Source organism: Massilia hydrophila, assembly GCF_020208145.1.
Lineage (GTDB): Bacteria > Pseudomonadota > Gammaproteobacteria > Burkholderiales > Burkholderiaceae_D > Telluria > Telluria hydrophila.
The window spans coordinates 877090-902436 of sequence record NZ_JAHYBX010000001.1; the positions used below are offsets into that span (position 1 = coordinate 877090).

The following is a 25347-nucleotide window of genomic DNA, read 5'->3' on the forward strand; positions in this document are numbered from 1 at the left end:
ATATTGCTTGCCATATGCGTCATTTTGTTCTTTAATTTCAGTATTAACAGAAATAAGGAAAATATCATGTCGCTCAGCCCGACCGCACAGAAGTTCGTCCTGCACTGGGGAGAAATGGGCACCCGCTGGGGCGTCAACCGCACGGTGGCGCAGATCCACGCGCTGCTCTACCTGGCGGGACGCCCGCTTACGGCCGAAGACATCGCGGAGACCCTGGGCGTGGCGCGCTCGAACGTGAGCACCAGCCTCAAGGAGCTGCAGAGCTGGAAGCTGGTGCGCGTCAGCCACGTGCTGGGCGACCGCCGCGACCATTTCGCGGCGCTGCAGGACGTGTGGGAAATCTTCCGCGTCATCCTCGAAGAACGCAAGCGGCGCGAGATCGATCCCACCCTGAGCGTGCTGCGCGAGTGCGCGATCGAAGGCGAGGAAGACGGCGAACTCGATGCCGCCACGCTGGCGCGCATGCAGACCGTGCTCGCATTCCTCGACATGCTCGGCGCCAGCTTCCAGGATTACCAGCACCTGCCGCCGCAGACCGTGCAGCGCATGGTCAAGATGGGCGGCAAGCTGGCGCGCTTCCTCGGCCCGGCCGCCAAGGAGCAGCCATGAACGCCGCGCCGATCTCCTTCGACACCTGCAAGCGCACGGTGCTGGTCACCGGCGCCACCGGCTTCGTCGGCGGGCACCTGGTACGCGCCCTGCTGGACGACGGCCATGCCGTGATCGGCCTGAGCCGCGACCCGCAGGCGGCGCGGCGCATCGCCGGCGCGGTGCGCTGGGTCGCCACGCTCGACGAACTGCCGCCCTCGACCCCGGTGGACGTGGTGGTGAACCTGGCCGGTGCGCGCATCCTCGGGCCGCGCTGGAGCGCGGCGCGCAAGGCCGCGCTGCGCCGCAGCCGGGTCGCGCTGACGCGGCGCCTGGTGGACTGGATGGCACGCGCCGAGCGCAAGCCATTCCTGCTGCTGAACGCATCCGCCATCGGCTACTACGGCGTGCAGCGGCTCGGCGACGCGACCGAACTCGATGAATCCGCGCCGCCGCAGCCGGTGTTCATGTCGGACCTGTGCCGCGAATGGGAGGAGGCGGCCGGCGCCGCCGTCGCGCACGGCGTACGGGTGGAGTGCATGCGCTTCGGCCTGGTGCTCGGACGGGGCGGCGCGCTGCCCATGCTGCTGCTGCCGATCCGCCTCGGCCTGGGCGGCCGGCTGGGCAGCGGCCGCCAGTGGATGTCCTGGATCCATGTCGAGGATGTGGTGGGCGCCATGGCGCACCGCTGGCGGCTGGCGCTCGAAGCGTCCGGCCCGCCGCGGGCCGGTATAACGAATGTCACGGCGCCCGAGTGCGTCACCCAGCTGGCATTCAGCCGCTGCGCCGCGCGCCTGTGGCGCCGTCCGGCCATCGTGCCGACCCCGGGCTGGCCGGTGCGCCTGCTGCTGGGCGAGCAGGCCGACCTGCTGCTGGAAGGGCAGCGCGTGGCGCCGCGCCGGCTGCAGCGCGAAGGCTTCGTGTTCCGCTACCCGCGCCTGGAAGGGGCGCTGGCCAGCCTGCGCTAGACGGGTTTCGGTCCCGCGCTCCAGCGCTCCGCCAGGCCCTGGTTGGCCAGCGGCAGCGCCAGCTGCAGCACCAGGCCGCCGCCCTCGCGGTTGCCGACCGTGAATTCGGCGTGATGGCGGCTCAGCACCCGCTCCACGATGGCCAGGCCCAGGCCGGCGCCATTGGCCTGGCCGCGCGCGCTGTCCAGGCGCGTAAAGGGTTTCAGCAGCTGGTTGATCTGGTCGTCCGGCACCCCAACGCCATGGTCGCAGATCTCGACCACCGCGCGCCGTCCGTGGCCTGTCGCTTTTACTCTTAAGACGAGCGCGATCTCGGTATAGTCCTGGCCCGGCGTCTTGCCGTACTTGCGGGCGTTCTCGATGATGTTGTTGACCACGCGGCGCAGGTCGGTGGCATTGCCCATCACGTGCACACCCGGCATCAGGTCGAGCGTCAGGCGCAGGTCGCGGATGCGGCCCGCCTCGCGCCCGACGTCCGACAGCATCTCGCTCAGGTTGACGTCAACGAAGGTGGCGGCGTCGGTCGGCTTGGCGTAGTCGAGGAACTGGCCGATGATCGCATCCATCTGGTTGATGTCCGACTGCATGCCTTCGCGCGCATCCTGCGGCAGCTTGGCCATCTCGACTTCGAGCTGCATGCGCGCCAGCGGCGTGCGCAGGTCGTGTGAAATGCCGGCCAGGATGACGGCGCGGTCCTTCTCGACCTGGGCCAGGTCTTCGACCATCTGGTTGAAGCTGCGGTTGGCCTCGATGATCTCCTGCGAGCCCTTCTCGGGCAGCGGGGCCGGACGCTCTCCCTTGGCGATGGCGCGCGCCGCCGCCGTCAGGCGCGCGAGCGGGCGGTTCACCAGCGAGGAGATGAAGGCCGCGCCGATCAGCGACAGCAGGCCCACCAGCGCGGCCCAGCCCAGCCACTGTCCGCGCGTCAGTCCGGCCAGGCGTTCGCGTTCCAGCATCAGCCAGTATTCGTCCTCGTCGATGTTGAAGCTGATGTAGAAGCCGGGCACGCCGTTCACGCCGCTCGAGAAGCGGGTCTGCTGGCCGAGGCGCTCGCGCACCTTGGCGGCGATCTCGGGCATGAGCGGATTGTCCGGCGGCGGCTCGACCAGGTCGTCGTCGTTCAGGGTCAGGATGCGGATGCCTTCGTTCGACACCAGCTCCAGCAGCAGTTCGCGGCGCAGGTCGGGCGCGGAGTGGGTGAGGGCGGCCCGGGTCAGGGTCACCACCGACACCACCAGCTCGGCGGTCTGCTGCACCTGCGGGCCGCGCTGGAACACGCTGATCATCCCGATCCACGAACCGATCGAGACCGCGGTGAGCGCCGCCATCAGCAGGAAGGTGCGCCAGAACAGGCCGCTGCGGTACCAGGCGAAGCGCGCGGCGCGGCGCGCCGCCGAAAGTGGGGCGAACACTAGCGCGGCTGTCCTTCAGGGATGAACACGTAGCCCAGGCCCCACACGGTCTGGATGTACAGCGGGCTCGATGGATCGGGCTCGATCAGCTTGCGCAGGCGCGAGATCTGCACGTCGAGCGAGCGGTCGAACACTTCGTACTCGCGGCCGCGCGCGAGTTCCATCAGCTTCTCGCGCGACAGCGGCTGGCGCGCATGGCGCGCGAACACCTTCAGCACCGAGAATTCGCCGGTGGTCAGGGGCACGGTCTCGCCGTTCTTCTTGAGGGTGCGGGTGCCCAGGTCGAGCACGAAGTCGCCGAACTCGAAGGTCTGCGGGGTTTCGCTCGGCGCGCCCGGAATCTCGTCCGGTCCCTTGCGGCGCAGGACCGCGCCGATGCGCGCCACCAGCTCGCGCGGGTTGAAGGGTTTCGGCAGGTAGTCGTCGGCGCCCATCTCGAGGCCGACGATGCGGTCGACGTCCTCGCCTTTCGCGGTCAGCATGATGATCGGGGTCTGGTCGCCCGCGCCGCGCAGGCGGCGGCAGATCGACAGGCCGTCCTCGCCCGGCAACATCAGGTCGAGCACCAGCAGGTCATAGCGCTCGCGCAGCCATAGCTTGTTCATGGCCGGCGCGCTTTCCGCGGTCACCACCTGGAAGCCCTGTTCCGTCAGATAGCGGCGCAGCAGGTCGCGCAGGCGGACGTCGTCGTCCACCACCATGATCCGCGCGGAGTGTCCGCCCTGGCTGCCTGGGCTGGCGCCGCTTGCATTGCCCGTGTTGTTCGTCGTGTTCATATGGATTCCGGATTTGTCAGGAGCATGTCGCTATGGTAACGTCATATCGTTTGGACATCTCGTCCATATGGCTCAGCCATTACATTGTGTTACAAACTTTACCCATTCGGTCTTACACCTCGAACGGTATGCACCTACACTGGCTGCAAGTGGAGAGCACAGCTTATCTGTTTATATCGTATCGCGGAAGAGGAACACCATGAACGACGTGTTTATCAAAAACCAGGCAGGAAGCGCCGTCCGCGCATGCGGCAAGGGCCAGCGTCTGGCCGGCCTGGTGCGCCATGGTGTGCTGGCCTGCATGATGGCCTGCGCTGCCGCCGGCGCCATGGCTGCCGGCCAGGACCGCGGCCAGCCGCCGATGCGCGACCGTTACGACAGCCGCGTGCAGGATCCGCGCTTCGACCAGCGCGCCTACGAGATGCGCGATGAGCGGCGCGACGAACGGCGCCAGGAGCAGGCGATGCGTGAACAGATCATGCGCGAACAGGCGATGCGCGAGCAGGGCATGCGCGAAGAAGGTCGCCGCGGCCGCATGACGCCGGACGAGCGCAGCGACCTGCGCCGCCAGATCAACGAAGCGGGCAAGGACCTGTACCCCAACGCACGGCGCCGCTGAAGCCGCGCCCACCCCCTTCGAACGACGGCGCCTGCGGGCGCCGTTGCCGTTTCTGGCGCCGCTTCCTCCTGGGCCGGCATGTGTGTTTTTGACATCGATTTTGTTGCAATATGTTTATTTATGTTGCACAACATGCTATCGTAGGGCGCACTGACCAAGCCGGGAGTGAGCCTTGTCCGAATCCGTTCCATCGAGTGCCCCAGCTGCGCCCGCAACGCATTCGGGTGCGTCCCCAACTTCTCCTGTGGCCGGCGGGCCCGAGGCCTGCATCGCCTGCTATGACGACGGCGTCTGGTGCGATGTCGCGGCCCTCGGCCCGACCCTGCTGGCCGCGGTCGACAGCGTCTTCCTGAGGAACCAGTATTTCTCCGGCCTGGACTACCCGGTTCTGATCAAGGCCCTGTACGGGCACGGTCCGGCGCTGCCGCGCAATGCGCGTGGCGAGCCGGTGCTGCGCCTGGCGGACGCCATGCGGCCGTTTTCTCCCGTGCGGCGCTCGCTGTACCGCGCCGCCCGCATCGCCGACGGCGAGGCCGAGTACTATTTCGAGCAGCTGTTCCTGCCGGATGCCGCCGGCATCGAGCAGCCGGCCCGGCTCGATATCGACGAGTTCATCGCCGACATGTGGATGAAGGGAGTCCGCTTCGGCATCGATGTCGATGCGGTGCGCGCCGCGATCGCGGACGGCAGCCTCGGGCGCATCGTGGTGGCGCGCCGGCTCCCGCCTTCGCCCGGGCAGGATGCGCGGGTGGTCGAGGTGTCCGCCGAGCTGCACCGCAGCGATGCGCCGCGCCAGCTTGCCAACGGCAAGCTTGACCTGATGAGTTTCCAGAACCGCTTCCCCCAGATCCAGGCCGGCAAGCGCCTGCTGCAGAAGCTGCCGCGGGTGCAGGGCGCGCCGGGCTTCGACCTGTCCGGCATCGCGCTGGTGCCGCCGCCGCCATCCGACCTCGAACTGGCCGACTGGAGCGGCGCCGGCACGGCCGTGGAGCGGGTGCCGGACGGCGAATTCGTGGTGGCGCAGCAGGACGGCTTCCTGAGTGTGGAAGGCAGCCGCCTGTCGGTGGGCGACAAGATCGTCAGCCGCGACGGGGTCAGCGCGCGTACCACCGGCAACCTGCAGCTGGAAGGCGACTACGAGGAATTCGGCGAGGTGCAGGAAAACCGCATCGTCGAAGGCGACAGCATCACCGTGCATGCCGACGTGTTCGGCAACGTGCTCTCGCGCGGCGGCGTGGTGTGCCTGAACCGCAACCTGGTCGGCGGCAGCGCGCGCAATGCCAATGGCCCGGTGCAGGTGGTGGGCGTGGCCTCGGCCGCCACCATCCAGAGTGCGAACGGCGAAGTGCGGCTGCAGCGCGCCGAGAACTGCACCATCACCGGCGCCACCGTCAGGATCGTGGAAGCGGTCAACTGCGACATCATGGCCGACGTGGTCGAGATCGGCCAGGCCGAGGGCTGCGCCATCGCCGCGCGCCGGATCGCCATCGAACGCGCCGCGCCGCGCGGGCACAGCGAGATGCGGGTATTCGTGCTGCGTCCCGACTGCGGCCGCATCGACGAGGCGATCGCCATGATCCGCGAGCGCGTGGGCGAGTTCGGACGGCTGGCGGCGCAGCGTCGCGCGGTAATGGCCGAACTCACCGCGCGCGAGGAAGTGAGCAGCTATGTCAGGCTGGCGGCCCGGGTGCGCAAGGGCGAGCTGGTGCTGACCCGGGAACAGCAGCCGGCCTTCCAGAAGCTGGCGGCCTCGGTGGCCCCGGCGCTCAAGCAGATGGCCGCGCTGACCCAGGAAGTGAAGGACATCGAGGCCGAGCAGGGGTCCGGCATGGCGCTGCTGGCGCGGCTGGACCAGCAGCGCCTGGAGCACAGCGGCGCGGTCAGCGTCGCCATCGTGCAGGTCGGGGGCGAACTCACGGTACGTGCCCTGAACGTGGAGCCGGACACCGCGGCGGCCGAGCGCAGCGCCATCTTCAGCCTGGCGCCGCGCGAGATCAAGGCGCGGCTGCGCGACGCCAGCGGCGCCGAGCTGCTGTTCGCCGGCGCCGGCGGCAGCTTCAGCTGGAGCACGGGGATGGTGCACGCTTCCTGAACGCGCGCGCCAGCCAGCGCCGGCGGGTCAGTTGCATTCGCAGCTGTCCTGCGCCGGGCGGATCTCGGTGGCCTGGTGGAAGGTGTTCTTCCAGCCATCCGGCTGGCGCACCCACAGGCGCGCGAAGCGCCCGCGGAAGGGTTTTGGCGGCGGGCCTTCCATTAACGTGCGGAAGGTGCCGGTGACCAGGGCGGTGCCGCCGTCGCCCAGCAGCTGGATCTCGCTGGACTCGATTTCGTAGTTGCGCACGCGCAGGCCGTCGTGCTCGAGCGCGGTGAGCAGCTCGGTCTTGCTGCGCGCGCGGCCGCGGCTTTCCACGTGATAGTACTGGCGGTCCATCAGGCTGCGCAGGGCGGCGATGTCGCGCCGCTGGAAGGCCGCGGCGCGCTGGCGCTCCAGGGCGGCGACGGCGGCGCGCGCATCCTGGGCGGCCGGGCTTCGCGGCGGCTGTTCGGCGCCGGCCGGCGCGCCGGCCAGGATGGCCATCCCGAGCAGGGCTGCGCGGCAGGTGAGCAGGGGGGAGCCCATGGCGATTCCTCCTTTCGGCCCGGGCTAGGCGCGGGCGACGTGGATCTTTTCTTTGATGTGCTTGAGGTTGGCCACGATCGTGAAGGTCATGATGACCAGCAGCGACCACGAGCTCCACTTGCTCACGTGGACCACCGACCAGGCCCCGAGCTGGTTCGGGTAGCGCCAGACACCCCAGAAGGTGCCGATGTTCTCGGCCAGCCAGATGAAAAAGCCGATCAGCACGAAGGCCAGCAGCAGCGGCATCCGGCGGTCGCGGTCGAGCGGCCGGTACACCACGGTGGTGCGCGAGTACAGCCCGAGCGCGCAGGCGGCCAGGTACCAGCGGTAGTCGCCGATGTAGTGGTGGGTGAAGAAGTTCAGGTAGATCAGGATCGCGATCGTCCACGCCATCCAGTGCGGCGGATGGTGGCGGATGCGCAGGTCGAACAGGCGCCAGGCCTGCACGATGTAGCTGCCGATCGCCGCGTACATGAAGCCGGAGAACAGCGGCACGTCCAGCACCTTGGTATACGCGAAGTCGGGGTAGGCCCAGGACTGGATCGCGCCGGACACCTTGAAGGCCTCGAGCGCGAAGCCGATCGCGTGGAACAGGCAGATCGCCTTCAGTTCGTCCACCGTTTCGAGGCCGGATCTCACCATCCACAACTGGATCGCCAGCGCCACCAGCAACAGCAGGTCGTAGCGCGGAATACCGGCCAGGCCGGCGCGCGGGGTCAGCATGATGGCGGCGAAGAACAGGCCCACGAACAGGCAGGCGCGCGCGTTCTTGAAGCCGAAATACAGGAATTCCACGCCACCCCGGCGCCAGCCGCCGAGCTGGCGCGGCCGCATGTCGAGCAGCACGTTGTCGAGGGCAAGGGTAATGGGAGCGGAGCCAGGCGTCTTGTTCATTGTTATTTGCGCGAGGGAGCAGGTTCGGCGATGTTGGCACAGAAGACGGGGCGAAGCAATGCTGGCACGCTGCCGTAGAATGGCGGCATGGACTCCAACCTGCACCTGAAGAAGAACGAAGACGGCCAGCCGGTCCGCCTGCATGCGCCGCACGCGCCGAGCGCGCCCGCCAGCTGGCTCGAGGCCGGGAGCCTCGCCACGGTGGTACCGGGCGGGGCGCTTCCGCCCGCCCTGAACGGCATTCCGTTCGCGCCCTGGCGCGCGGCGCCCGCCGACAGCGCCGGCTGGAGCGCGCTGGCTGCGTGCGGCGCCGCTTTCGCCGAACCGCGCTTCACGGTGCCCGAGGGCAGGCACGCGGCGGCCGGCGCCGTGATCGTCGAGCCGGACGGGCGGGTATGGGTGGTGCATCCCTCGAACGCCTACGGCGGCTATGCCGCTACCTTCCCGAAAGGCACGGTCGACCCGGGCGTTTCGCTGCGCGCTACCGCGCTGCGCGAGGCGTGGGAGGAGAGCGGCCTGCAGGTGGAGCTGACCGGCTTCCTGGCCGACAGTACCCGCAGCCTCAGCCACGCGCGCTACTACCTGGCGCGGCGCGTGGGCGGCTGCCCGTCGGACATGGGCTGGGAGAGCCAGGCGGTGTCGCTGGTGCCGCGCGCCGCCCTGGCCGGCCTGCTGGCCAGCCCGCACGATGCACCGCTGGTGGCGGCCCTGCTGCGCCTGCCGGTCTAGCTGGCGCATGCTTCGGTCGGACCGAAGTCTGGCTTCCAATAAATGGGAACATCGGCTGGCGCAGCCGTCCTACACTTGCTTCGAGTCATGTTGAGGAATTCCATGCATATCGAGCAAGTGCAATTCGATGAGGTGTTCGACGTCCAGCCAGCCCGCGGCGACTTCAGCTTCCGCTGCGCCGGCCGTCCCGTCTACGGCGTCAATCTCCACAGCGGTGTGATTCCGCGCCCGGGTTCCCGCTTCGCGGTCGCCTTCGGCAAGCGCGGCGACTGGAACTCGGTGCTGGGCTGCCGTGACCTGGCGTCCAGCGAGGTCCTGCTCAGGCGGCCGGGCTGGGCCGCCAGCCTGTTCTCGCTCGGCGACATCCTGCTGTTCGGTCCCTTGTGCGTCGGCGCCGGGCTGGCGCTGGGCGGGCCCAGGATCGCTATCGCCATCACGGCCTTGTTCACGCTGGCAATCGCGGCCGGCCTGGTGCACGGGCTGCTGCAGAACCGGAAACTGAAGCAGGCGCTGGGCGCGGCCGTGAGCGATGCTGCGCCCAAGCAAATACAATAACTGACTACAGTCAACAATTCCCAGCGGCATGGTCCGTAGCATAGGTGGGCCCGATGAAAGGAAGCGCCATGCCGAACCACCTCGCCGCAAGACCCCAGCAGTTCCTTGGTTTCACCCTGGGCGGGCTCGACTACGGGCTCGACTATGCCGCCGTGCAGGAGCTACGGCCGTACCATATGCTCGAGCGTTTTTCCAGCGACGGCGCGCTGATCGGTGGCGTGGCCCTCGCGCGCGGCGTGATCATGCCGGTGGTGGACCTGCGCGCGGCCTTCGCCCCCGGCCCGGCACTGCCCGCTCCCGAGACCGAGGTGATCATCGTACGGGTCGCCGCGGGCCTGGTCGGGGTGGTGGTGGAGCGCGTGACGGGCGTGGTGCGGCTCGGCCCGCGGCAGGTGCAGCCGATGCCGGCAGCGGCAGCGGCAGCCGGAAGGGAGGTGGGAGCGGGGGCGGGGCCCGAAGCCGACTACCTGATCGGCCTGGGCATGCTCGGCGCGCGCCGCATGGTCCTGATCGACATCGAGCGCCTGATGTCGGTGGCGCCGGCCGCGCCACGCCAGGTGGCCTGAGCCTGGGGCGCCAGGGCCCGCCTCAGGCGGCCAGCCCTTCGAGCTGCTCCTGCAGTTCCAGCCACTCGGATTCGAGCTGCTCCAGGTCGCGCGAAGCAAACGCCTGGTCGGCCACCAGGGTCTTGAGCTTTTCCTTGTTCCCGGCCTCGTAGATGGCGGGGTCGAGCAGCTGGGCATCGATGTCGGTCTTCTTCGCGTTCAGCTTGGCCATCTGCTCCTCCAGGCGCTTGATGCGGTTCTCGATGGGTTTCCTCAACGCGGCCAGGCGCTGGCGCGCTTCCGCTTCCAGCTTCTTCTGCTCCTTGCGGTCGACCGCGGCCGCCGGCGGCGCATCCAGCTTGCCGTCCCTGGCCGGGGCGGGTGCGGGCAGGGTGTCGGTGCCCTTGCCGAGCTTGGTCTGGAACAGCCATTCCTTGTAGTCGTCGAGGTCGCCATCGAAAGGCTGCAGCTTGCCATCGGCGACGATGATGAACTGGTCGGTGGTGGCGCGCAGCAGGTGGCGGTCGTGCGAGACCAGGACCAGGGTGCCTTCGAACTGGGCCAGCGCCATGGTCAGGGCCTCGCGGGTCTCGAGGTCGAGGTGGTTGGTCGGCTCGTCCAGCAGCAGCAGGTTTGGCCGCTGCCACACGATCAGGGCCAGGGCCAGGCGCGCCTTTTCGCCGCCCGAGAACGGTGCGATCTTGCTCGTCACCATATCGCCCGGGAAGTTGAAGCTGCCGAGGAAGTTGCGCAGTTCCTGCTCGCGCACGGTCGGCGCGATCTTCGCCAGGTGCCACAAGGGCGACTCGTCGTGGCGCAGCATCTCGACCTGGTGCTGGGCGAAGTAGCCGATCGACAGGCCCTTGCCCAGGGTCGCCTTGCCCTCCAGGGGCATCAGTTCGCCGGCGATGGTCTTGATGAGCGTCGATTTGCCGGCCCCGTTCACGCCCAGCAGGCCGATGCGCTGGCCGATCTGCAGCGAGAAGTTGACGCGCCTGACGATCGGCTTGCCGCCGACCTTGTCGCCGTGCGCGTCCAGCACGGGGTAGCCGGCGTCGACGTCTTCCAGCACCAGCAGCGGATTCGGCGCGGACAGCGGTTCGCGGAACTCGAAGGAAAACTCGGCGGCGGCGCGCAGCGGCGCCAGTTCTTCCATCTTGGCCAGCGCCTTCATGCGGCTCTGGGCCTGGCGCGCCTTGGTGGCCTTGGCCTTGAAGCGGTCGACGAAGGATTGCAGGTGGGCGCGGGTGCGCTGCTGCTTCTCGTAGGCGGCCGCCGCCAGCACCAGGCCGGCGGCGCGCTGGCGCTCGAAGCTGGAATAGTTGCCCGAGTAGCGCGTCAGGCCGCGCTGGTCGATGTGCACGATGACGTTGACGATTTCGTCCAGGAAGTCGCGGTCGTGCGAGATGATGATCAGGGTGCCCGGGTAGCGCTTCAGCCAGTCTTCGAGCCAGATGATCGCGTCCAGGTCCAGGTGGTTGGTCGGCTCGTCCAGCAGCAGCAGGTCGGAAGGGCACATCAGGGCCTGCGCCAGGTTCAGGCGCATGCGCCAGCCGCCCGAGAAGCTTGCCACCGGCCTGTGCATCTGCTCGAGCGAGAAGCCCAGGCCGATCAGCAGCTGTTCGGCGCGCGACTGCACGGTGTAGGCGTCGGCGTCCGCCAGCGCGCTGTGCAGTTCACCGAGGCGCATGCCGTGGTCGGCCACGTCCGGGTGGGCTTCCAGCTCGGCCAGTTCGGCCTGCAGGCGGCGCAGGTTGACGTCGCCGTCGATCGCGTAGTCCAGCGCCGGGCGCTCGAGGGCCGGGGTCTCCTGGGCCACGTAGGCCATGCGCCACTTGGCAGGGAAGTCGATGGCGCCCTGGTCGGGATGCAGCTCGCCGCGCAGCATGGCGAACAGGCTCGATTTGCCGGCGCCGTTGGCGCCAATCAGGCCGATCTTGTCGCCCGGGTTGAGAGTCAGGTCGGCGCTTTCTAGCAGCGGCTTGGTGCCGCGCATCAGGCTGACGTTCTGGAAGCGGATCATTGCAAACTTATGGTGTCATGTAGGGCGGGCGGGTGTCCCGCCCACCCTACGAAAATCGTTGAAGCAAACTGGCTTACTGGGCCCGCAGCTGTTCGGCGGTCAGCAGGAACACGGCATCGTCACCCGCGCTGGTGCTCAGCCAGGTGAGCCCCAGGTGGCCGAATGCCGCTTCGGCATACTCGATCTCGTTGCCGATCTCGACCACCAGGATACCTTCCGGGCTCAGGCGCTCGGCCGCGCCTTCGACGATCTTGCGCACCAGGTCCATGCCATCCTCGCCGCCAGCCAGCGCGATCTGCGGCTCGCGCAGGTATTCCGGCGGCAGCTTGCCCATCGAGACGCTGTTCACGTAGGGCGGGTTGGTGACGATCAGGTCGTACTTCTTGAAGGGCACGTGCTCGTACAGGTCGGACTCGATCGGGTTGACCCGGCCTTCGAGCTTGTATTCACGGATGTTGTGCTCGGCCACGGCCAGCGCATCCTTCGAGATGTCCACCGCGTCGATCACGGCATTCGGGAAGGCGTCGGCCATCATGATCGCCAGGCAGCCGCTGCCCGTGCACAGTTCCAGCACGTTCCCGACGGCTTCCGGATCCTGCACCCAGGGGCTGAAGGTCTGCGGAATCAGCTCGGCGATGAAGGAGCGCGGCACCAGCACCCGTTCGTCCACGTAGAAGCGGTATTCGCCCAGCCAGGCCTCCCTGGTGATGTAGGCGGCCGGCACGCGCTCGCCGACGCGGCGCTCGATCACTTCCATCACCTGGATCACTTCTTCCGGCAGCAGGCGCGCGTCGAGGAAGGGGTCGAGCCGGTCGAGGGGGAGCTTCAGGGTGTGCAGGACCAGGTAGGCCGCTTCGTCGAAGGCTTCGGCGCTGCCGTGGCCGAAGAACAGTTTCGCGCCGTTGAAGCGGGTGATCGCATAGCGCAGCAGGTCGCGCGGCGTGCTGAAAGTGGTGTTGGTCATGGCCTTCTCCCGAGGGTTGTTCTGGTTCTACCGTTACTGCGGCGCCAGCAGCTGTTCCAGCGTGCGGCGGTAGATGTTCTTGAGGGGGTCGATGTAGCGCAGCTCGATGTGTTCGTCGATCTTGTGGATGCTGGCGTTCGGAGGCCCGAATTCTATCACCTGCGGGCAGATGCGGGCGATGAAGCGGCCGTCCGAGGTCCCGCCGCTGGTCGACAGTTCGGTCGGCACGCCCAGTTCGTCGAAGATCGCGCTGCACACGGCATCGGACAGCGTGCCTTTCGGTGTCAGGAAGGGCTGCCCGGACAAGGTCCATTCCAGCTCGTAGTCGAGCCCATGGCGGTCGAGGATGGCGTGCACGCGCGCTTCCAGGCCGTCGGCGGTGCTGGCGGTGGAGAAGCGGAAGTTGAAGTCGAGCGCCAGCTGGCCCGGGATCACGTTGTTGGCGCCGGTCCCCCCCTGGATGTTCGAGACCTGCCAGCTGGTGGGCGCATAGTATTCGTTGCCTTCGTCCCAGACCTCGGCGGCGAGCTCGGCCAGCGCCGGCGCGGCCTGGTGGATCGGGTTGCGCGCCAGGTGCGGATAGGCGATGTGACCCTGGATGCCCTTGATCACCAGGTGGCCCGAGAGCGAGCCGCGGCGGCCGTTCTTGATCGTGTCGCCCAGCACATGGCTCGACGTGGGCTCGCCCACCAGGCAGTAGTCGAGGGTTTCGCCGCGTTCTTCCAGCCGCTCGCAGACGACGGCCGTGCCGTCCACCGCCGGGCCTTCCTCGTCGCTGGTGATCAGGAAGGCGATCGAGCCTTTATGGTCGGCATGCGCCGCGATGAACTCCTCGCAGGCCACCACCATGGCCGCGATCGAGGCCTTCATGTCGGAGGCGCCGCGGCCGTACAGCTTGCCGTCGCGCCGGGTCGGCGTGAACGGGTTTGATGCCCACTGGTGTTCCGGCCCGGAAGGCACGACGTCGGTGTGGCCGGCGAACACGAACACCGGCGAGGTCGTGCCCTTGCGCGCCCACAGGTTGGTGACGCCGTTCGATTCGATGCTCTCGCAGGCGAAGCCCAGCGGCGCCAGCAACTCGATCAGGCGCTGCTGGCAGCCCCTGTCGTGCGGGGTGACCGAATCGAGGGCGATCAGCTCTTCGGTGAGCAGCAGGGTGCGCGAGGCTTTCATGCCGCTTCACCCGACCGGGCCGCGAACCTGGCGGCGTAGGCATCGGGCGAAAAGCCGACCGAGACCGGGCCCGCGCCAGCCAGTACCGGACGCTTGATGACGGACGGGCTTTCCAGCATCAGGTCGAGGGCGCTGGCCTTGTCCTTGACCTGCGCCTTGCGCTCGTCCGGCAAGTTGCGCCAGGTGGTGCCCTTGCGGTTGAGCAGGGTTTCCCAGTCGAGCTGTTCGAGCCAGCCGGCCGCCAGCTCGCGGCTCAAGCCCTGCTTCTTGAAGTCGTGGAAGTGGAAATCGTGGCCGTGCTCGCTCAGCCAGGTGCGGGCTTTCTTGACGGTGTCGCAGTTGGGAATGCCGTACAGGGTAATCGTATTCATCAAGTCGGATGCTGGGGTTTGTTCGATCGGCGGGAGCCCGCAGGGCGTGGGCACCGAGCGGAGCCCGGTGCAGGCGAGAGAATAACATGGCGGCCCCGCCCTTGAGGGCCGCGGGGTTTGCGCCACGGGCGCGGGCCGCGACTGTGTCCAACGGGGGAAGGGAAGCGCCGGTATGTGGAAGGACCGGCGGGTGGCGCAGCTCGTACTGGCGTGTGCGGGGTGTCAGCCGGGTGCCACCGGCGCCAGCTTGCCGGTCTGGGCGCAGCGGGGCTTCCTGCGCCCCAGGCAGCAGAGAGCGGCCAGGCCTGTCGCAAATACGAAGTGGCCGGCCGGCTCCGGCACCGGCTGCGCCACAGCCGGGCCGGCCAGGTTCAGGATGACCCCATCGCCGACGGCGGAAGCCGCGATGATCTGGTGATGGTCGTTGATACCGTAGGCCATGTAGTAAAGTCCGTCGTCGTTCAGGACCAGCGGTTCCAGGTCATACATGACGCCATTGCTGTACAGGAAGCCCTGGGAGTCGCCGAAGGACCCGACCACTTCACCGAAACTGTTGATCCCGTAGGCAATGCTGTACTGCTCGGGACCGTAGCGTTGTTCGAGGATGGCGCCCAGGTCGATCAGGGTTCCGTCAGGCCTCCATAGCGCGGCATGGCCACCCGTTACGCCGACGGCATAGCCGGCGTTGTTCACCGCGTTGGCGAAGCCGTAGCCGTGTCCGTAGGATTCCAGGATCTGGGCCTGGCCATTCGCGTAGCGTGCCGCCCGAAAGGCGGGAAACCCGGGCGGATCTGTCTTCAGGTTGATGCCATGGGCGGAGCCCACCATGACGCCGTCGTCGTTGATGTCGTAGCCCGAATTCCAGCGGCCCCCGATGCCCGCCATGCTCAGCAATCCATTCGGGCGATAGACTGCGGCCATGCTGAGCCGAGCCACGTTGTGGGTTTCGCCAGCCACCTCGTCATAATTGTTCAGGGCAAATCCCGTCATGGGAATCCCGGTCGTGGACCCGTCGGTGTGGTGCAGGGCCTGGTTGTAGAGCATGACGCCGGAATCATTGATGTCGATCCGGTTTGTCCCGGCTCGCACATCGTCGAGCGTCCTTGCCACGCCCCCTTCCGACAGGAAGAACTGCCGGTGTCCCAACAGCGGGCCCATGGTGCCGACCACCTGGCCGCGATTGTTGATGGCCATGGGAATGACGAAGTCGTCGGCCCCGAGCGAGGACATGACATACTGCGGCCCGGCCTGGGCACAGTGGACGACGCCCGCGAAGAGGCCAAGCAGGGTGAACGAGAATCGATAAACAGGGTGCATGAAGCGCTCCTCATGAGTGGTGAGTGACGCATCAATGCTATTGCTATTTATTTATTGAAAATTGTTAATTCGCAAATAATTACTTGCTTGTGGAAACATTACTATGAGCAACTGTCTAGCCATGCGCCGCTTTGCAGGACGGCCGTTCAGTGGTTGAGCGTGAACTCGGTAAATGAAGTGGCCGCGGCATCGCTACCCGCCTGCGGCGCTTGGGCGGGCGGCTGCGCACTATCCGGCCCATTGTTGAGCATCCACAGCAGGTTGGTCGCCGAATCGGCATTCGCCAGCGCCTCATCCTGGGTCACCAGGCCATCCTTGACCAGCTGCAGTAGCGCCGTCTCGAAGGACTGCGAGCCCGGCGACAGGCTCTTGTCCATCGCCTCCTTGATCTGGCCGATCTCGCCCTTTTCGATCAGGTCGGCGATGTAGCGCGTGTTGAGCATCACCTCGACCGCCGCCTGGCGCTGGCCGCCGGCGGCGGACTTGACCAGGCGCTGCGACACGATCGCCTTCACCGCGGACGAAAGATCCTGCAGCAGGGCAGCGCGGTTCTCGATCGGGTAGAAGCTGATGATGCGGTTCAGCGCGTTGTAGCTGTTGTTGGCGTGCAGGGTCGCCAGCACCAGGTGGCCGGACTGGGCATACGCGAGCGCCGCCGCCATCGCTTCCTTGTCCCTGATCTCGCCGATCAGGATGCAGTCGGGCGCCTGGCGCATCGAATTGCGCAGGGCGGTGGCGAAACTGGTGGCGTCGCTGCCGATCTCGCGCTGGTTGACGATCGACTTCTTGTTCTTGAACAGGTATTCGATCGGGTCTTCCAGCGTCAGGATGTGGCCGCTGCGCTGGGCATTGCGGTGGTCCAGCATCGAAGCGATCGTGGTCGACTTGCCGGAACCGGTGGCGCCCACCACCAGCAGCAGGCCGCGCTTTTCCATGATCAGTTCGGAGAGCACCGGCGGCAGCCCCAATTCGCCAATCGGCGGGATGTTCGCCGGCACGAAGCGGAACACGGCCGAGATCGAGCCGCGCTGGCGGAAGGCCGACAGGCGGAAGCGCCCCAGGTTGGGCATCGATACGCCCATGTTCAGCTCGTTGTCGCGCTCGAGTTCAACCATCTGCTCCGGCGAGACGACTTCCGATAGCAGGACGCGGATGTTTTCCGGTTCCAGCCGGTTCTGGTTGATTGGAATCAGGCTTCCATTGATCTTGATGTGCACAGGCGAATTCGCCGCGAAGAACATGTCCGAAGCGTTCTTCTCTTTCATCAACTGGAACAGGCGTTCCATCATCATGTCGGGCCTCTTGCGTTGCGGTAATGTATTCGATTCATTCTACCGCAGGAAGATCTACCCGGGCTGGCCGCCACCAGCGCGCCACGCGGCCAGGGCGGCCCGCCCGCTGGCGAGCGTGGGCAGCAGGCGCACGCCTTCGATGGCGCCCAGCGCCGCCACGCCGGCCCCGCCCGCCCACAGTTGCACCCGGTCCGGCAGCAGCCGGCGCAGGCCCAGCACGGCCGCGCCCACCTGGCGCTTCGGGTAGGCGGCCGAAAAGGACAGGGCGACGATGTCGGCGCCCTGGCGTTCTACCGCGCGCACGATGCTGGCGGGCGGCGTTCCGGTACCGAGGGCGATGCAGCTGGCGCCGTCCAGCGCCAGCAGGATCTCGATCATGCCCAGGCCCAGGCCGTGCGCTTCGCCCGGCAGGCTGGTGAGGAGGATGCGGGGCGCACCGGCGGCCTCGGGCAGGGCCGCGCGCGCGTGGCGCAGGATGCCGGCCATGGTCTCGGTGTACAGGTGTTCCTCGAAGATGTCGAGGCCGCCTTCCGCCCAGCGCGCACCCACGGCCGTGGTGAGCGGGGCCGCCACCTGTTCCACGAAGCGCTCCACGCCCAGGCGCGCCAGCTGCTGGCGCAGGGCGTCGCGCAGCGCGGCCGGGTCGCGCCCGACGCCCGCCAGCAGCGTCTCGACCAGGGCCTGCGCTTGCGTATCGGCGCACATCGCCGCGGCGCGCGGCGCCTGCCGGACGAGCTGCGTCAGTTGCGCATGCTGCAAGCCGGCCAGGCGCCCGGGACGCAGGCCCTGCTCCAGCAGGCGCTTCATCAGGCGCAGGCGCTCGACCTGCTCGAGCGGATAGGCGCGCTGGCCCAGCGCGTCGCGCACCGGCAGCGGAAAACCGTAGCGCTTTTCCCAGGCGCGCAGCACGTCCTTCGACAGCCGGGTCTCGCGCTCCACCGCGTCGATGCCCAGCGTGGCGGGCGCGCCTGGCTGCGTCATGCGATGCTCCAGTCGGCGGCCTTGCCCATGGCGGTGCGCGGCAGTGCGCTGCCGAAAGTGAAGGCCTTGGGCCGCTCGGCCACCGCCAGGCGCGCATCGACCCAGGCGCGCAGTTCGCGCACGAAGTCCTCGCGCGCTTCGCCATGGCCGGCGTGCGGCACGATGAAGGCCTTCAGGCGCAGGCCTTCGTCCGGACGCATGAGGCGCACCGCGGCGTCGGCCACGCCGGGATGGGCGCGCAGCACCTCGCGCACCCGCTCCGGAAAGACGTTGACGCCGCCGACCTGCAGCGCGCCGTCGCAGCGCGCGCCCACGGCAAAGCTGCGCGCGCCGCGCCAGTCCAGCGCGTCCTGGGCCTGCAGGCTGATGGTGGCGCCGCCCGGCACGGCGCGCAGCAGGCCGCGCTCGCCGGCGCCGCGCGCCAGGTAAGGGAACAGGCGGTAGTCTTCGCGCGCCGTACGGCGCCAGCCCAGGCCGCCCGTCTCGGAGCTGCCATAGACCTGGAACAGGGCGGCCAGCCCGGCCTCCTCGGCCGCCGCGGCCACCGGATCGGGGCAGGGCGCCGTCGAGCTGACCCCGAACACGTCCGGGGCGAACGGCGCGCGCGCGGTGCTGACCGCCTCCCAGAACAGCGGGTGGCCGATCACCAGGTCGCCAGGCTGGGTGTAGCGGGCCAGCTGGCCGGGCAGGCGTGCGCGCACGCTCAGCACGTCGTCCGGTCCCAGGCCCAGGTGGCGCGGCAGCAGATGGGAAAACAGGAAGCCGTAGATATGGTGGCTGGGCACGGCCACCAGCAGGCGGCGCCGTCCCGGGAACAGGGAGGCCAGTGCCGCCGCCTCCTGCTCCAGGCACGCCAGTTCGTGGACGCAGCGCTTTGGCTGGCCGCTGCTGCCCGAGGTGCCGAACACGATTTCCTGGTCCCAGTGGGCCAGGGCGGTGGCGGCCAGGTCGGCCCACTCGCCCAGGCTGCGGCGCGCCAGCAGGTAGTCCTCGACCCCGCTGTGCTGCATGCCCAGCGCCGTGGCCAGCACGCCGGCCACGTGCAGCAGTTCGAGCGAATCGAGGCCCAGGTCCTGCTGCAGCGACAGGCTGCCGGTCCAGGCGCCGGGCTCGATGGATGGATCGTGGCGCAGGGCCGCCAGTTCGCCGGCCACCAGGTCGGCGATGTAGCGCAGCAGCGCGGGACGCTGGGTCCACCAGGGGGCAGGGTGCGGCCGGGGCATCGACATCGGTTTACAGGCGCTTGACGAAGATCCAGTAGGTCCCGTCGCTGATCGCCTTCTTCATGTGGATCTTCACCTTGGTCGGCGTCATCTTGTAGTCGAACACGTATTCGAACATGGTGTTGAGGGTTCCGGTGCGCACGCCGGCATCGAACACGCCCTTGAAGCGCGAGGTGTTCGTGCACGGCGCCACGTCACGGAAGAAATTGCTGCCGATGACGGCGCTGGCCTGGCGTCCGGTGATCTGGGCTTCCGCCTCGTTGTAGCGCAGGATGGTACCCTGGGCGTCGAGCTGGATGGCGCCAAAGGCGAGTTGGTCGATCTGCGTCGCCGACATGTTCGTCAGCTTGTTCTCGATGTCGTCTTTGCCGAATGCGATGATGTTCAAGTTACTCATGCTGCCCTTTGGTGAATGGTCGTTTGTCGGGGTTTGTCCAGGACAAAGCGAAATATACATTGCACAATGGAAATAAAACAAGGGATATGGCATGCGGTTGAGGCGTTTGTCCAGGACGAAAGCGGGACAAGGAGGGCGCGGCGCGGCAGCAGGCCGCGGGCCGGGAAAGCAGGACGGCGGGAGCCGCGCTGGCCCCCGCCCGGGACAGGCCGGGCGCACGTGGCGCCCGCGCGGGTCACTCGCCGCGCAGCAGCTCGTTGATGCCGGTCTTGGCGCGGGTCTGGGCGTCCACGCGCTTGACGATCACGGCGCAGTACAGGCTGTACTTGCCATCGCTTGAGGGCAAGCTGCCCGAGACCACGACCGAGCCGCTGGGTACGCGGCCATAGCTGATCTCGCCGGTGGCGCGGTCGTAGATCTTGGTCGACTGGCCGATGTACACGCCCATCGAGATCACCGAGTTCTCCTCGACGATCACGCCTTCCACGATTTCCGAGCGTGCGCCGATGAAGCAGTTGTCCTCGATGATGGTCGGATTCGCCTGCATCGGTTCCAGCACGCCGCCGATGCCGACACCGCCCGACAGGTGCACGTTCTTGCCGATCTGGGCGCAGGAGCCGACGGTGGCCCAGGTATCGACCATCGCGCCTTCGTCGACATAGGCCCCGATGTTGACATAGGACGGCATCAGAACCACGTTCCTGCCGATGAAGCTGCCGCGGCGGGCAACCGCCGGCGGCACCACGCGAAAGCCGCCCTTGGCGAAATCTTCCGGCGTATAGTCGGCGAACTTGGTCGGGACCTTGTCGTAGAACTGGATGTCGCCGGCGCCGACCGGCACGTTGTTCTCGAGACGGAAGGACAGCAGCACGGCCTTCTTGATCCACTGGTTCACGACCCAGCTGCCGCTGTCCTTCTGGGCCACGCGCAGGCTGCCGTTGTCGAGGCCGGCGAGCACGTGGGCAACCGCGTCGCGCACTTCCGCGCTGGCGCTGGCCGGGCTGATTTCCGCGCGCTGTTCCCACGCGGTGTCGATGATGTTCTGGAGTTGTTGGCTCATGATGGTTTGGTGGTTGGTTGGTTCGGTGGCGCTGCCGGTCACAGGCCCTGGCAGAACGCGACGATGCGGTTGGCCGCCTCGAGTCCTTCGTCGACGCCGGCCACGAGGGCCATGCGGATGCGGTTGCGGCCGGGATTCAGGCCGTGCGCTTCGCGCGCAAGGAAGCTGCCCGGCAAAACCGTCACATTATATTCGGCATACAGGCGGCGCGTGAATTCGAGGTCGGACAGGCCGGTGCGGCGCACGTCGGCCCACAGGTAAAAGCCCGCGTCCGGCAGCTCGACGTCCATCACGCGTTTCAGGAGCGGGGTGATGAGCCGGAACTTTTCGCGGTACAGCGCGCGATTGTCCTGCACGTGCTGCTCGTCGTTCCAGGCCGCGCAGGACGCCGCCTGCACCGGCGGCGACATGGCGCCGCCGCTGTAGGTACGGTAGAGCAGGAACTGCTTCAGCAGGCGCGGGTCGCCCGCCACGAAGCCCGAGCGCATGCCGGGCACGTTCGAGCGTTTCGACAGGCTCGAGAACGCCACCAGCCTCGGGTAGGGATGCGCGCCGCCGCTGCGGCCCAGCGCATGCGCCGCCTCCAGCGCGCCCAGCGGCGGCACCGAACCGGCATAGATCTCGGAATAGCATTCGTCGGCCGCGATCGCGAAGCCATACTGGTCGGACAGCGCGAACAGCTGGCGCCAGTCGTCCAGGCCGAGCACGGCGCCGGTCGGGTTGCCCGGCGAGCACACGTACAGCAGTTGCACGCGCTCCCACACCGCGGCCGGCACGCTGCCGTAGTCGGGCGCGAAGTTGCGCCCCGGCTCGGAATTCACGTAATACGGCGTGGCGCCGCACAGCAGGGCCGCGCCCTCGTAGATCTGGTAGAAGGGATTCGGGCTCATCACCAGCGCGTCGCCGCGCGCGCCGTCCACCACGCACTGGGCGAAGGCAAACAGCGCCTCGCGCGAGCCATTGACGGGCAACACCATGGTGGCCGGGTCGAGCGCCGGAATGCCGTAGCGGCGCTCCAGCCAGCCGGCGATCGCCGCGCGCAGCGCTTCGCTGCCATGGGTGCTCGGATAGACCGACAGCCCCGCCATCGCATGCATCAGGGCTTTCTCGATGAAGACGGGTGTCGGATGCTTCGGTTCGCCGATGCCCAGGCTGATCGGGGCGTAGGCGGGATTCGGCGTGACGCCGCTGAACAGCTGGCGCAGTTGTTCGAATGGGTAGGGATGGAGCTGGGCGAGATGGGGATTCACGTCGGTACCGGCGGCTGCAATGTGGAGATTCGGACAATTATAGCCCCACCAGGATGGCGCGTTCGGCCACTGACCAGTCCTGCGTGCCCCTGCGCGGCGCGCCGCGGCGCATGGCCGGGGCCGCGCTATGTCCGCTTTTGCACGGAACGCGCGCTTGCCCTCCCGTATGCTGGAAGCCTGCCTTACGCCCTGGTTCGAAACATGAAAACGCCCGATTCCGCCCGTCCCGCCGCCGCGCCTCCTGTTTCCGCGGCGGAAGGGCCGCGGCGCGGCGCGGCCTTGTCGCTGGCCGCCTGGAAGCAGTTCCTCGCCGTTGCCCGGCCCTACTGGCTCGGCGAGCAGAAAGGCCAGGCCTGGACCCTGCTGGTGCTGCTGCTGGTGCTGATGCTGGTCGAGACCCGGCTCGCGGTGCTGCTGAACGAACAGGCCGGCGAGATGACCTCGGCCCTGGCCGGGCGCGAGGGCGGGCGTTTCTGGCAGACGGTGCGCGCCTGCCTGCTGGTGCTGGCCTTCGCCGTCCCCGTCTATGCGCTGTACTACTTCATGCGCGACCTGTTCGCCAACCAGTGGCGGCGCTGGCTCACCGGGCGCTTCCTGGATGGCTACCTGCGCGAACGCACCTACTATTCCCTCGGCGCGGACGGCGCGATCGACAACCCTGACCAGCGCATCAGCGAAGACATCAACAGTTTCACCGGCCGCTCGATCCACTTCCTGCTGGTCTTCATCGGTGCGCTGATGCAGCTGGTGGCCTTCAGCGCCGTGCTGTGGTCGATCTCGCAGCTGCTGGTGGGCGTGCTGGTCGTGTATGCGCTGGCGGGAACCGTGGGCGCCCTCTACCTGTTTGGCAATCCCTTGATCAGGCTGAACTTCTGGCAGCTGCGGCGCGAGGCGGATTTCCGCTTCAACCTGATGCGCCTGCGCGAGAATGCCGAATCGATCGCCTTCTACCGCGGCGAATCCCAGGAGCGGGCCCGCATCGACGCCAGCTTCGACGGGGTGTTCCGCAATTTCGCTCGCCTGATCCGCAAGCAGTGCGCGCTGAACGTGTTCCAGCGCGGTTTCAGCCAGCTGACCCTGGTATTGCCGGGCATGATCCTGGCCGAGCGCGTGCTGGCGGGCCAGATGGAAGTGGGACGGGCGGTGCAGGCCGCGGGCGCGTTTACCGCCGTGCTGGGCGCGGTGGGGGTGATCGTCGACAATTTCGAGAGCCTGAGCCGCTTCGTGGCGGGCATCGAGCGCCTGCAGGCGCTGGCGCGGCTGGTGCTGCCGGATGCGGGTGGCACCCGGGGCACAGCTAAGACCGCGGCCAAGGCGCCGCGCATCCAGACCCTGCCCGCCGCGCACCTGAGCCTTGACCGGCTGACCCTGCACCCGCCGCAGTCGGACCGGGTCCTGGTGCGGGAACTGAGCCTGGCCTTGCGGCCCGGCGACGCGCTCCTGATCACGGGCGAAAGCGGCTGCGGCAAGAGTTCGCTGCTACGCGCCATCGCCGGCCTGTGGTGCCATGGCAGCGGCACCATCCACCGTCCGGCACTGGACCAGTTCTTCTTCCTGCCCCAGCAACCCTACCTGCAGGCCGGCACCCTGCGCAGCCAGCTTGCCTATCCGAGCCCGGACTCGCCGCTGGACGACGCCGCCCTGCTGGAGATCCTCGACCAGGTGCAATTGCCGCGCCTGGCCGAACGGGTGGGCGGGCTGGACGCCGTGCAGGACTGGGAAAAGCTGCTCTCGGTGGGCGAGCAGCAGCGCCTGGCGTTTGCCCGGGTGCTGGTGCACCGGCCGGCCATCGTGGTGCTGGACGAGGCGACCAGCGCCCTCGACAGTGGCAGCGAAGCGGCGCTCTATGCGCGCTTGCGCGACAGCGGCGCGACCCTGGTCAGCATCGCCCACCGCGCGGCCGTGCTGCGCCACCATACCCACGTCCTGCACCTGATGGGGGAAGGGCGCTGGGAATCGATGGAAGCCGGCGCCTATGCCTTCGATGGCGCGGCGGGCAGGGTGCGCAGCAGCGCGGGCCGCCCGGCCGACATCGCGGCATAATGCATGACAATGCCACCCTTGAGAAAGACGAGCGCCTCTGATGAGCACCAGGCTGGAACGACGCTTGTTCTGGTGCGCCGCGGCGGCGATGCTGGCGCTCTGCCTGTACGCCGCGCTCGGCTTGCTGCAGGCCGGCAGCGTGTATGCCGGCGAGCGGGCTCGGCATAACTTGCGCTTCTGGGGTGTGATCAGCCTGGCGAGCCTTGTCGGTAGCGTGCTGTTCAGTGTTTGCGCCATGCGTGCCGGGACAGCCGCGCGCCGGCAAGGGGAGAAGGGCTAGCGTTCTCGCCAGGCCCGCTCAGGCCGGACCGCCGTCAGCGTCATCGTCGGCTGCGCTGGTATCGCTGTCCGGGCGCCGGTTGTCGTTGCCGCTCCTGGCCTCGACCGGGCGGATGCCGCGCCGCGCCAGTCCTTCGCGCAGCAGGAACTCGATCTGCGCATTCACACTGCGCAGGTCGCGCGCGGCAAGCCGCTGCAGTTCATCCCACAGCGCGGGGTCGATCCGCAGCGGATACGCTTTTTTGCCTGGACTCGCCATGCTGTACGGTCAGTTGTAGAGGGTGCCCGTGTTCACGATCGGCTGGGTTTCCTTGTCCGAGCACAGTACCACGAGCAGGTTGCTGACCATCGCCGCCTTGCGCTCGTCGTCCAGCTCGACGATGCCGCGCTCGGACAAGCCCTTCAGCGCCGCCTCCACCATGCTCACGGCGCCGTGCACGATCTTGGCGCGGGCGCTGATGATGGCCTCGGCCTGCTGGCGGCGCAGCATGACCTGGGCGATCTCGGCGGCATAGGCCAGATGGGTCAGCTTGGCGTCGAGCACCTCGACCCCGGCGGCTTCGAAGCGTGCCTGCAGTTCGCGCTGCAGCGCATCGGCCACCACGTCCATCCCGGCGCGCAGCGTGGTCTCGTCCTGGTGCAGGTCTTCGCCCTCGTCGTAGGCATACTGCGAGGCCAGGTGACGCAGCGCGGCCTCGGCCTGGATCGCGACGTAGCGCTCGAAATCGTCGACCTCGAACACCGCCTGGGCCGTGTCGCGCACGCGCCAGACCACCGCCGCGCTGATCTCCACCGGGTTGCCGCGCTTGTCGTTGACCTTGATGGTCGGGACATTGAAGTTGCGGGCGCGCAGCGACAGGCGGCGCTTCACGTAGAGCGGGAAGGCCCAGCGCAGGCCCTCGCCGCGGTCGGTGCCGATGTACTTGCCAAACAGGGTCAGGATCGCGCTCTCGTTCGGCTGCAGCATGAACAGGCCGGTAAAGCACAGTACCCCGGCCAGGCCCAGCGCCACGCTGGCCAGGAAGGCGAACGGGCCGGTACCGCCATTGAACAGCCAGGCCGCGGCCGCCAGCAGGACGATGCCGGCGCCGGCTGCGAGGTAGCCGTTTGCGGACGAGAATGCCTTTTCGCGGCGGGAGGGGGCTGCATGCATGGTCGTTTCCTTCGCTGATGAATGACATTAAAGTGATATCACTTTAGGATCACTTAAATTTAATGTCAAGCAATTTTCAGCGTGCGGAAAGGCGTGCGCACCCAAGGCGGCGAAA

General features: G+C 67.8%; 26 protein-coding genes. 9 read left to right on the forward strand and 17 right to left on the reverse strand.

Annotated elements, in window-relative coordinates; translation table 11 throughout:
• Nucleotides 1-66 precede the first annotated feature (66 nt).
• Nucleotides 67-609, forward strand: a complete 543-nt coding sequence (locus LE190_RS03995) for a GbsR/MarR family transcriptional regulator (RefSeq protein WP_225237485.1) — start codon at nt 67-69, stop codon at nt 607-609.
• The gene (locus LE190_RS04000) at nt 606-1556 is read left to right on the forward strand and encodes a TIGR01777 family oxidoreductase (RefSeq protein WP_225237486.1); all 951 of its coding nucleotides are present in this window, start codon (nt 606-608) and stop codon (nt 1554-1556) included. Before LE190_RS03995 ends, LE190_RS04000 begins: the two co-directional genes overlap by 4 nt.
• Here LE190_RS04000 and LE190_RS04005 read toward each other — a convergent pair.
• Together LE190_RS04005 and ompR are read right to left on the reverse strand one after the other, a co-directional pair.
• Complete coding sequence (locus tag LE190_RS04005) at nt 1553-2968, reverse strand: sensor histidine kinase family protein (RefSeq protein ID WP_225237487.1); 1416 nt, start codon at nt 2966-2968, stop codon at nt 1553-1555. The two genes, LE190_RS04000 and LE190_RS04005, sit on opposite strands and share 4 nt — an antisense overlap.
• Nucleotides 2968-3669 (reverse strand): osmolarity response regulator transcription factor OmpR, encoded by a 702-nt coding sequence (gene ompR / locus LE190_RS04010; RefSeq protein ID WP_051306146.1) that lies wholly within the window; start codon nt 3667-3669, stop codon nt 2968-2970. The genes LE190_RS04005 and ompR overlap by 1 nt, the downstream gene beginning before the upstream one ends.
• A 274-nt stretch (nt 3670-3943) precedes the next feature.
• Between ompR and LE190_RS04015 the strand changes: the two genes are divergently transcribed.
• Nucleotides 3944-4363: a hypothetical protein gene (locus tag LE190_RS04015; RefSeq protein ID WP_224942316.1), complete on the forward strand. Its 420-nt coding sequence runs from the start codon at nt 3944-3946 to the stop codon at nt 4361-4363.
• A 244-nt stretch (nt 4364-4607) separates the two neighbouring features.
• Nucleotides 4608-6455 (forward strand): flagellar assembly protein A, encoded by a 1848-nt coding sequence (locus LE190_RS04020; RefSeq protein ID WP_225237488.1) that lies wholly within the window; start codon nt 4608-4610, stop codon nt 6453-6455.
• Between the two features lie 27 nt (nt 6456-6482).
• Here LE190_RS04020 and LE190_RS04025 read toward each other — a convergent pair whose 3' ends face one another.
• Entirely contained in the window at nt 6483-6983 is a 501-nt protein-coding gene (locus LE190_RS04025; RefSeq protein ID WP_225237489.1) for a nuclear transport factor 2 family protein, read from the reverse strand.
• 24 nt (nt 6984-7007) lie between these two features.
• Complete coding sequence (locus LE190_RS04030) at nt 7008-7817, reverse strand: DUF817 domain-containing protein (RefSeq protein ID WP_224942996.1); 810 nt, start codon at nt 7815-7817, stop codon at nt 7008-7010.
• Between the two features lie 147 nt (nt 7818-7964).
• On the opposite strand from LE190_RS04030, the gene LE190_RS04035 reads away from it, so the two are divergent.
• The 3 genes from LE190_RS04035 (at nt 7965) to LE190_RS04045 (ending at nt 9727) form a co-directional block, all read left to right on the forward strand.
• Nucleotides 7965-8606, forward strand: coding sequence for an NUDIX hydrolase (locus LE190_RS04035; protein ID WP_225237490.1), 642 nt, complete (start codon nt 7965-7967; stop codon nt 8604-8606).
• Between the two features lie 102 nt (nt 8607-8708).
• Nucleotides 8709-9161, forward strand: coding sequence for a hypothetical protein (locus LE190_RS04040; protein WP_225237491.1), 453 nt, complete (start codon nt 8709-8711; stop codon nt 9159-9161).
• A gap of 68 nt (nt 9162-9229) precedes the next feature.
• Nucleotides 9230-9727 (forward strand): chemotaxis protein CheW, encoded by a 498-nt coding sequence (locus LE190_RS04045; protein ID WP_225237492.1) that lies wholly within the window; start codon nt 9230-9232, stop codon nt 9725-9727.
• 22 nt (nt 9728-9749) lie between these two features.
• Here LE190_RS04045 and LE190_RS04050 read toward each other — a convergent pair whose 3' ends face one another.
• From LE190_RS04050 to dapC, 11 genes are all read right to left on the reverse strand, one after another.
• Nucleotides 9750-11729 (reverse strand): ATP-binding cassette domain-containing protein, encoded by a 1980-nt coding sequence (locus LE190_RS04050; protein ID WP_225237493.1) that lies wholly within the window; start codon nt 11727-11729, stop codon nt 9750-9752.
• Nucleotides 11730-11802: 73 nt separating this feature from the next.
• The gene (gene prmB / locus LE190_RS04055; protein WP_225237494.1) at nt 11803-12693 is read right to left on the reverse strand and encodes a 50S ribosomal protein L3 N(5)-glutamine methyltransferase; all 891 of its coding nucleotides are present in this window, start codon (nt 12691-12693) and stop codon (nt 11803-11805) included.
• Between the two features lie 33 nt (nt 12694-12726).
• Entirely contained in the window at nt 12727-13866 is a 1140-nt protein-coding gene (gene dapE, locus LE190_RS04060; RefSeq protein ID WP_225237495.1) for a succinyl-diaminopimelate desuccinylase, read from the reverse strand.
• Complete coding sequence (locus LE190_RS04065; RefSeq protein ID WP_225237496.1) at nt 13863-14237, reverse strand: ArsC family reductase; 375 nt, start codon at nt 14235-14237, stop codon at nt 13863-13865. Before LE190_RS04065 ends, dapE begins: the two co-directional genes overlap by 4 nt.
• A gap of 222 nt (nt 14238-14459) precedes the next feature.
• The gene (locus tag LE190_RS04070) at nt 14460-15554 is read right to left on the reverse strand and encodes a hypothetical protein (protein WP_225237497.1); all 1095 of its coding nucleotides are present in this window, start codon (nt 15552-15554) and stop codon (nt 14460-14462) included.
• A 146-nt stretch (nt 15555-15700) separates the two neighbouring features.
• Nucleotides 15701-16846: a PilT/PilU family type 4a pilus ATPase gene (locus LE190_RS04075; protein WP_225237498.1), complete on the reverse strand. Its 1146-nt coding sequence runs from the start codon at nt 16844-16846 to the stop codon at nt 15701-15703.
• A gap of 54 nt (nt 16847-16900) precedes the next feature.
• Entirely contained in the window at nt 16901-17827 is a 927-nt protein-coding gene (locus LE190_RS04080; protein ID WP_225237499.1) for a MerR family transcriptional regulator, read from the reverse strand.
• Nucleotides 17824-19056, reverse strand: coding sequence for an AMP-binding enzyme (locus LE190_RS04085; protein ID WP_225237500.1), 1233 nt, complete (start codon nt 19054-19056; stop codon nt 17824-17826). Before LE190_RS04085 ends, LE190_RS04080 begins: the two co-directional genes overlap by 4 nt.
• A 4-nt stretch (nt 19057-19060) precedes the next feature.
• Nucleotides 19061-19438, reverse strand: a complete 378-nt coding sequence (gene pyp, locus LE190_RS04090) for a photoactive yellow protein (protein WP_225237501.1) — start codon at nt 19436-19438, stop codon at nt 19061-19063.
• Between the two features lie 244 nt (nt 19439-19682).
• Nucleotides 19683-20507: a 2,3,4,5-tetrahydropyridine-2,6-dicarboxylate N-succinyltransferase gene (gene dapD, locus LE190_RS04095; RefSeq protein ID WP_225237502.1), complete on the reverse strand. Its 825-nt coding sequence runs from the start codon at nt 20505-20507 to the stop codon at nt 19683-19685.
• Nucleotides 20508-20545: 38 nt separating this feature from the next.
• Nucleotides 20546-21757, reverse strand: coding sequence for a succinyldiaminopimelate transaminase (gene dapC / locus LE190_RS04100; protein ID WP_225237503.1), 1212 nt, complete (start codon nt 21755-21757; stop codon nt 20546-20548).
• Nucleotides 21758-21958: 201 nt separating this feature from the next.
• Between dapC and LE190_RS04105 the strand changes: the two genes are divergently transcribed.
• Both LE190_RS04105 and LE190_RS04110 read left to right on the forward strand, forming a co-directional pair.
• Nucleotides 21959-23800, forward strand: coding sequence for an ABC transporter ATP-binding protein/permease (locus LE190_RS04105; protein WP_225237504.1), 1842 nt, complete (start codon nt 21959-21961; stop codon nt 23798-23800).
• A gap of 40 nt (nt 23801-23840) precedes the next feature.
• A complete protein-coding gene (locus LE190_RS04110) occupies nt 23841-24080 on the forward strand; it encodes a hypothetical protein (protein ID WP_225237505.1) in 240 nt (79 codons plus the stop codon).
• 18 nt (nt 24081-24098) lie between these two features.
• On the opposite strand, the gene LE190_RS04115 is transcribed toward LE190_RS04110, so the two are convergent.
• Both LE190_RS04115 and LE190_RS04120 read right to left on the reverse strand, forming a co-directional pair.
• Entirely contained in the window at nt 24099-24338 is a 240-nt protein-coding gene (locus tag LE190_RS04115) for a type II toxin-antitoxin system antitoxin (RefSeq protein WP_225237506.1), read from the reverse strand.
• 9 nt (nt 24339-24347) lie between these two features.
• Nucleotides 24348-25232, reverse strand: coding sequence for an SPFH domain-containing protein (locus tag LE190_RS04120; protein WP_225237507.1), 885 nt, complete (start codon nt 25230-25232; stop codon nt 24348-24350).
• Between the last annotated feature and the right edge of the window lie 115 nt (nt 25233-25347).

What these genes read in the sequence shown, in the direction of transcription:
- LE190_RS03995 (WP_225237485.1), top strand. Translation starts at nt 67, where the DNA reads ATGTCGCTCAGCCCGACCGCACAGAAGTTCGTCCTGCACTGGGGAGAA.
- LE190_RS04000 (WP_225237486.1), top strand. Translation starts at nt 606, where the DNA reads ATGAACGCCGCGCCGATCTCCTTCGACACCTGCAAGCGCACGGTGCTG.
- ompR (WP_051306146.1), bottom strand. Translation starts at nt 3,669, where the DNA reads ATGGTGGTGGACGACGACGTCCGCCTGCGCGACCTGCTGCGCCGCTAT.
- LE190_RS04015 (WP_224942316.1), top strand. Translation starts at nt 3,944, where the DNA reads ATGAACGACGTGTTTATCAAAAACCAGGCAGGAAGCGCCGTCCGCGCA.
- LE190_RS04025 (WP_225237489.1), bottom strand. Translation starts at nt 6,983, where the DNA reads ATGGGCTCCCCCCTGCTCACCTGCCGCGCAGCCCTGCTCGGGATGGCC.
- LE190_RS04030 (WP_224942996.1), bottom strand. Translation starts at nt 7,817, where the DNA reads ATGCGGCCGCGCCAGCTCGGCGGCTGGCGCCGGGGTGGCGTGGAATTC.
- LE190_RS04035 (WP_225237490.1), top strand. Translation starts at nt 7,965, where the DNA reads ATGGACTCCAACCTGCACCTGAAGAAGAACGAAGACGGCCAGCCGGTC.
- LE190_RS04040 (WP_225237491.1), top strand. Translation starts at nt 8,709, where the DNA reads ATGCATATCGAGCAAGTGCAATTCGATGAGGTGTTCGACGTCCAGCCA.
- LE190_RS04045 (WP_225237492.1), top strand. Translation starts at nt 9,230, where the DNA reads ATGCCGAACCACCTCGCCGCAAGACCCCAGCAGTTCCTTGGTTTCACC.
- LE190_RS04050 (WP_225237493.1), bottom strand. Translation starts at nt 11,729, where the DNA reads ATGATCCGCTTCCAGAACGTCAGCCTGATGCGCGGCACCAAGCCGCTG.
- prmB (WP_225237494.1), bottom strand. Translation starts at nt 12,693, where the DNA reads ATGACCAACACCACTTTCAGCACGCCGCGCGACCTGCTGCGCTATGCG.
- dapE (WP_225237495.1), bottom strand. Translation starts at nt 13,866, where the DNA reads ATGAAAGCCTCGCGCACCCTGCTGCTCACCGAAGAGCTGATCGCCCTC.
- LE190_RS04065 (WP_225237496.1), bottom strand. Translation starts at nt 14,237, where the DNA reads ATGAATACGATTACCCTGTACGGCATTCCCAACTGCGACACCGTCAAG.
- LE190_RS04070 (WP_225237497.1), bottom strand. Translation starts at nt 15,554, where the DNA reads ATGCACCCTGTTTATCGATTCTCGTTCACCCTGCTTGGCCTCTTCGCG.
- LE190_RS04075 (WP_225237498.1), bottom strand. Translation starts at nt 16,846, where the DNA reads ATGATGATGGAACGCCTGTTCCAGTTGATGAAAGAGAAGAACGCTTCG.
- LE190_RS04080 (WP_225237499.1), bottom strand. Translation starts at nt 17,827, where the DNA reads ATGACGCAGCCAGGCGCGCCCGCCACGCTGGGCATCGACGCGGTGGAG.
- LE190_RS04085 (WP_225237500.1), bottom strand. Translation starts at nt 19,056, where the DNA reads ATGTCGATGCCCCGGCCGCACCCTGCCCCCTGGTGGACCCAGCGTCCC.
- dapD (WP_225237502.1), bottom strand. Translation starts at nt 20,507, where the DNA reads ATGAGCCAACAACTCCAGAACATCATCGACACCGCGTGGGAACAGCGC.
- LE190_RS04105 (WP_225237504.1), top strand. Translation starts at nt 21,959, where the DNA reads ATGAAAACGCCCGATTCCGCCCGTCCCGCCGCCGCGCCTCCTGTTTCC.
- LE190_RS04110 (WP_225237505.1), top strand. Translation starts at nt 23,841, where the DNA reads ATGAGCACCAGGCTGGAACGACGCTTGTTCTGGTGCGCCGCGGCGGCG.
- LE190_RS04115 (WP_225237506.1), bottom strand. Translation starts at nt 24,338, where the DNA reads ATGGCGAGTCCAGGCAAAAAAGCGTATCCGCTGCGGATCGACCCCGCG.
- LE190_RS04120 (WP_225237507.1), bottom strand. Translation starts at nt 25,232, where the DNA reads ATGCATGCAGCCCCCTCCCGCCGCGAAAAGGCATTCTCGTCCGCAAAC.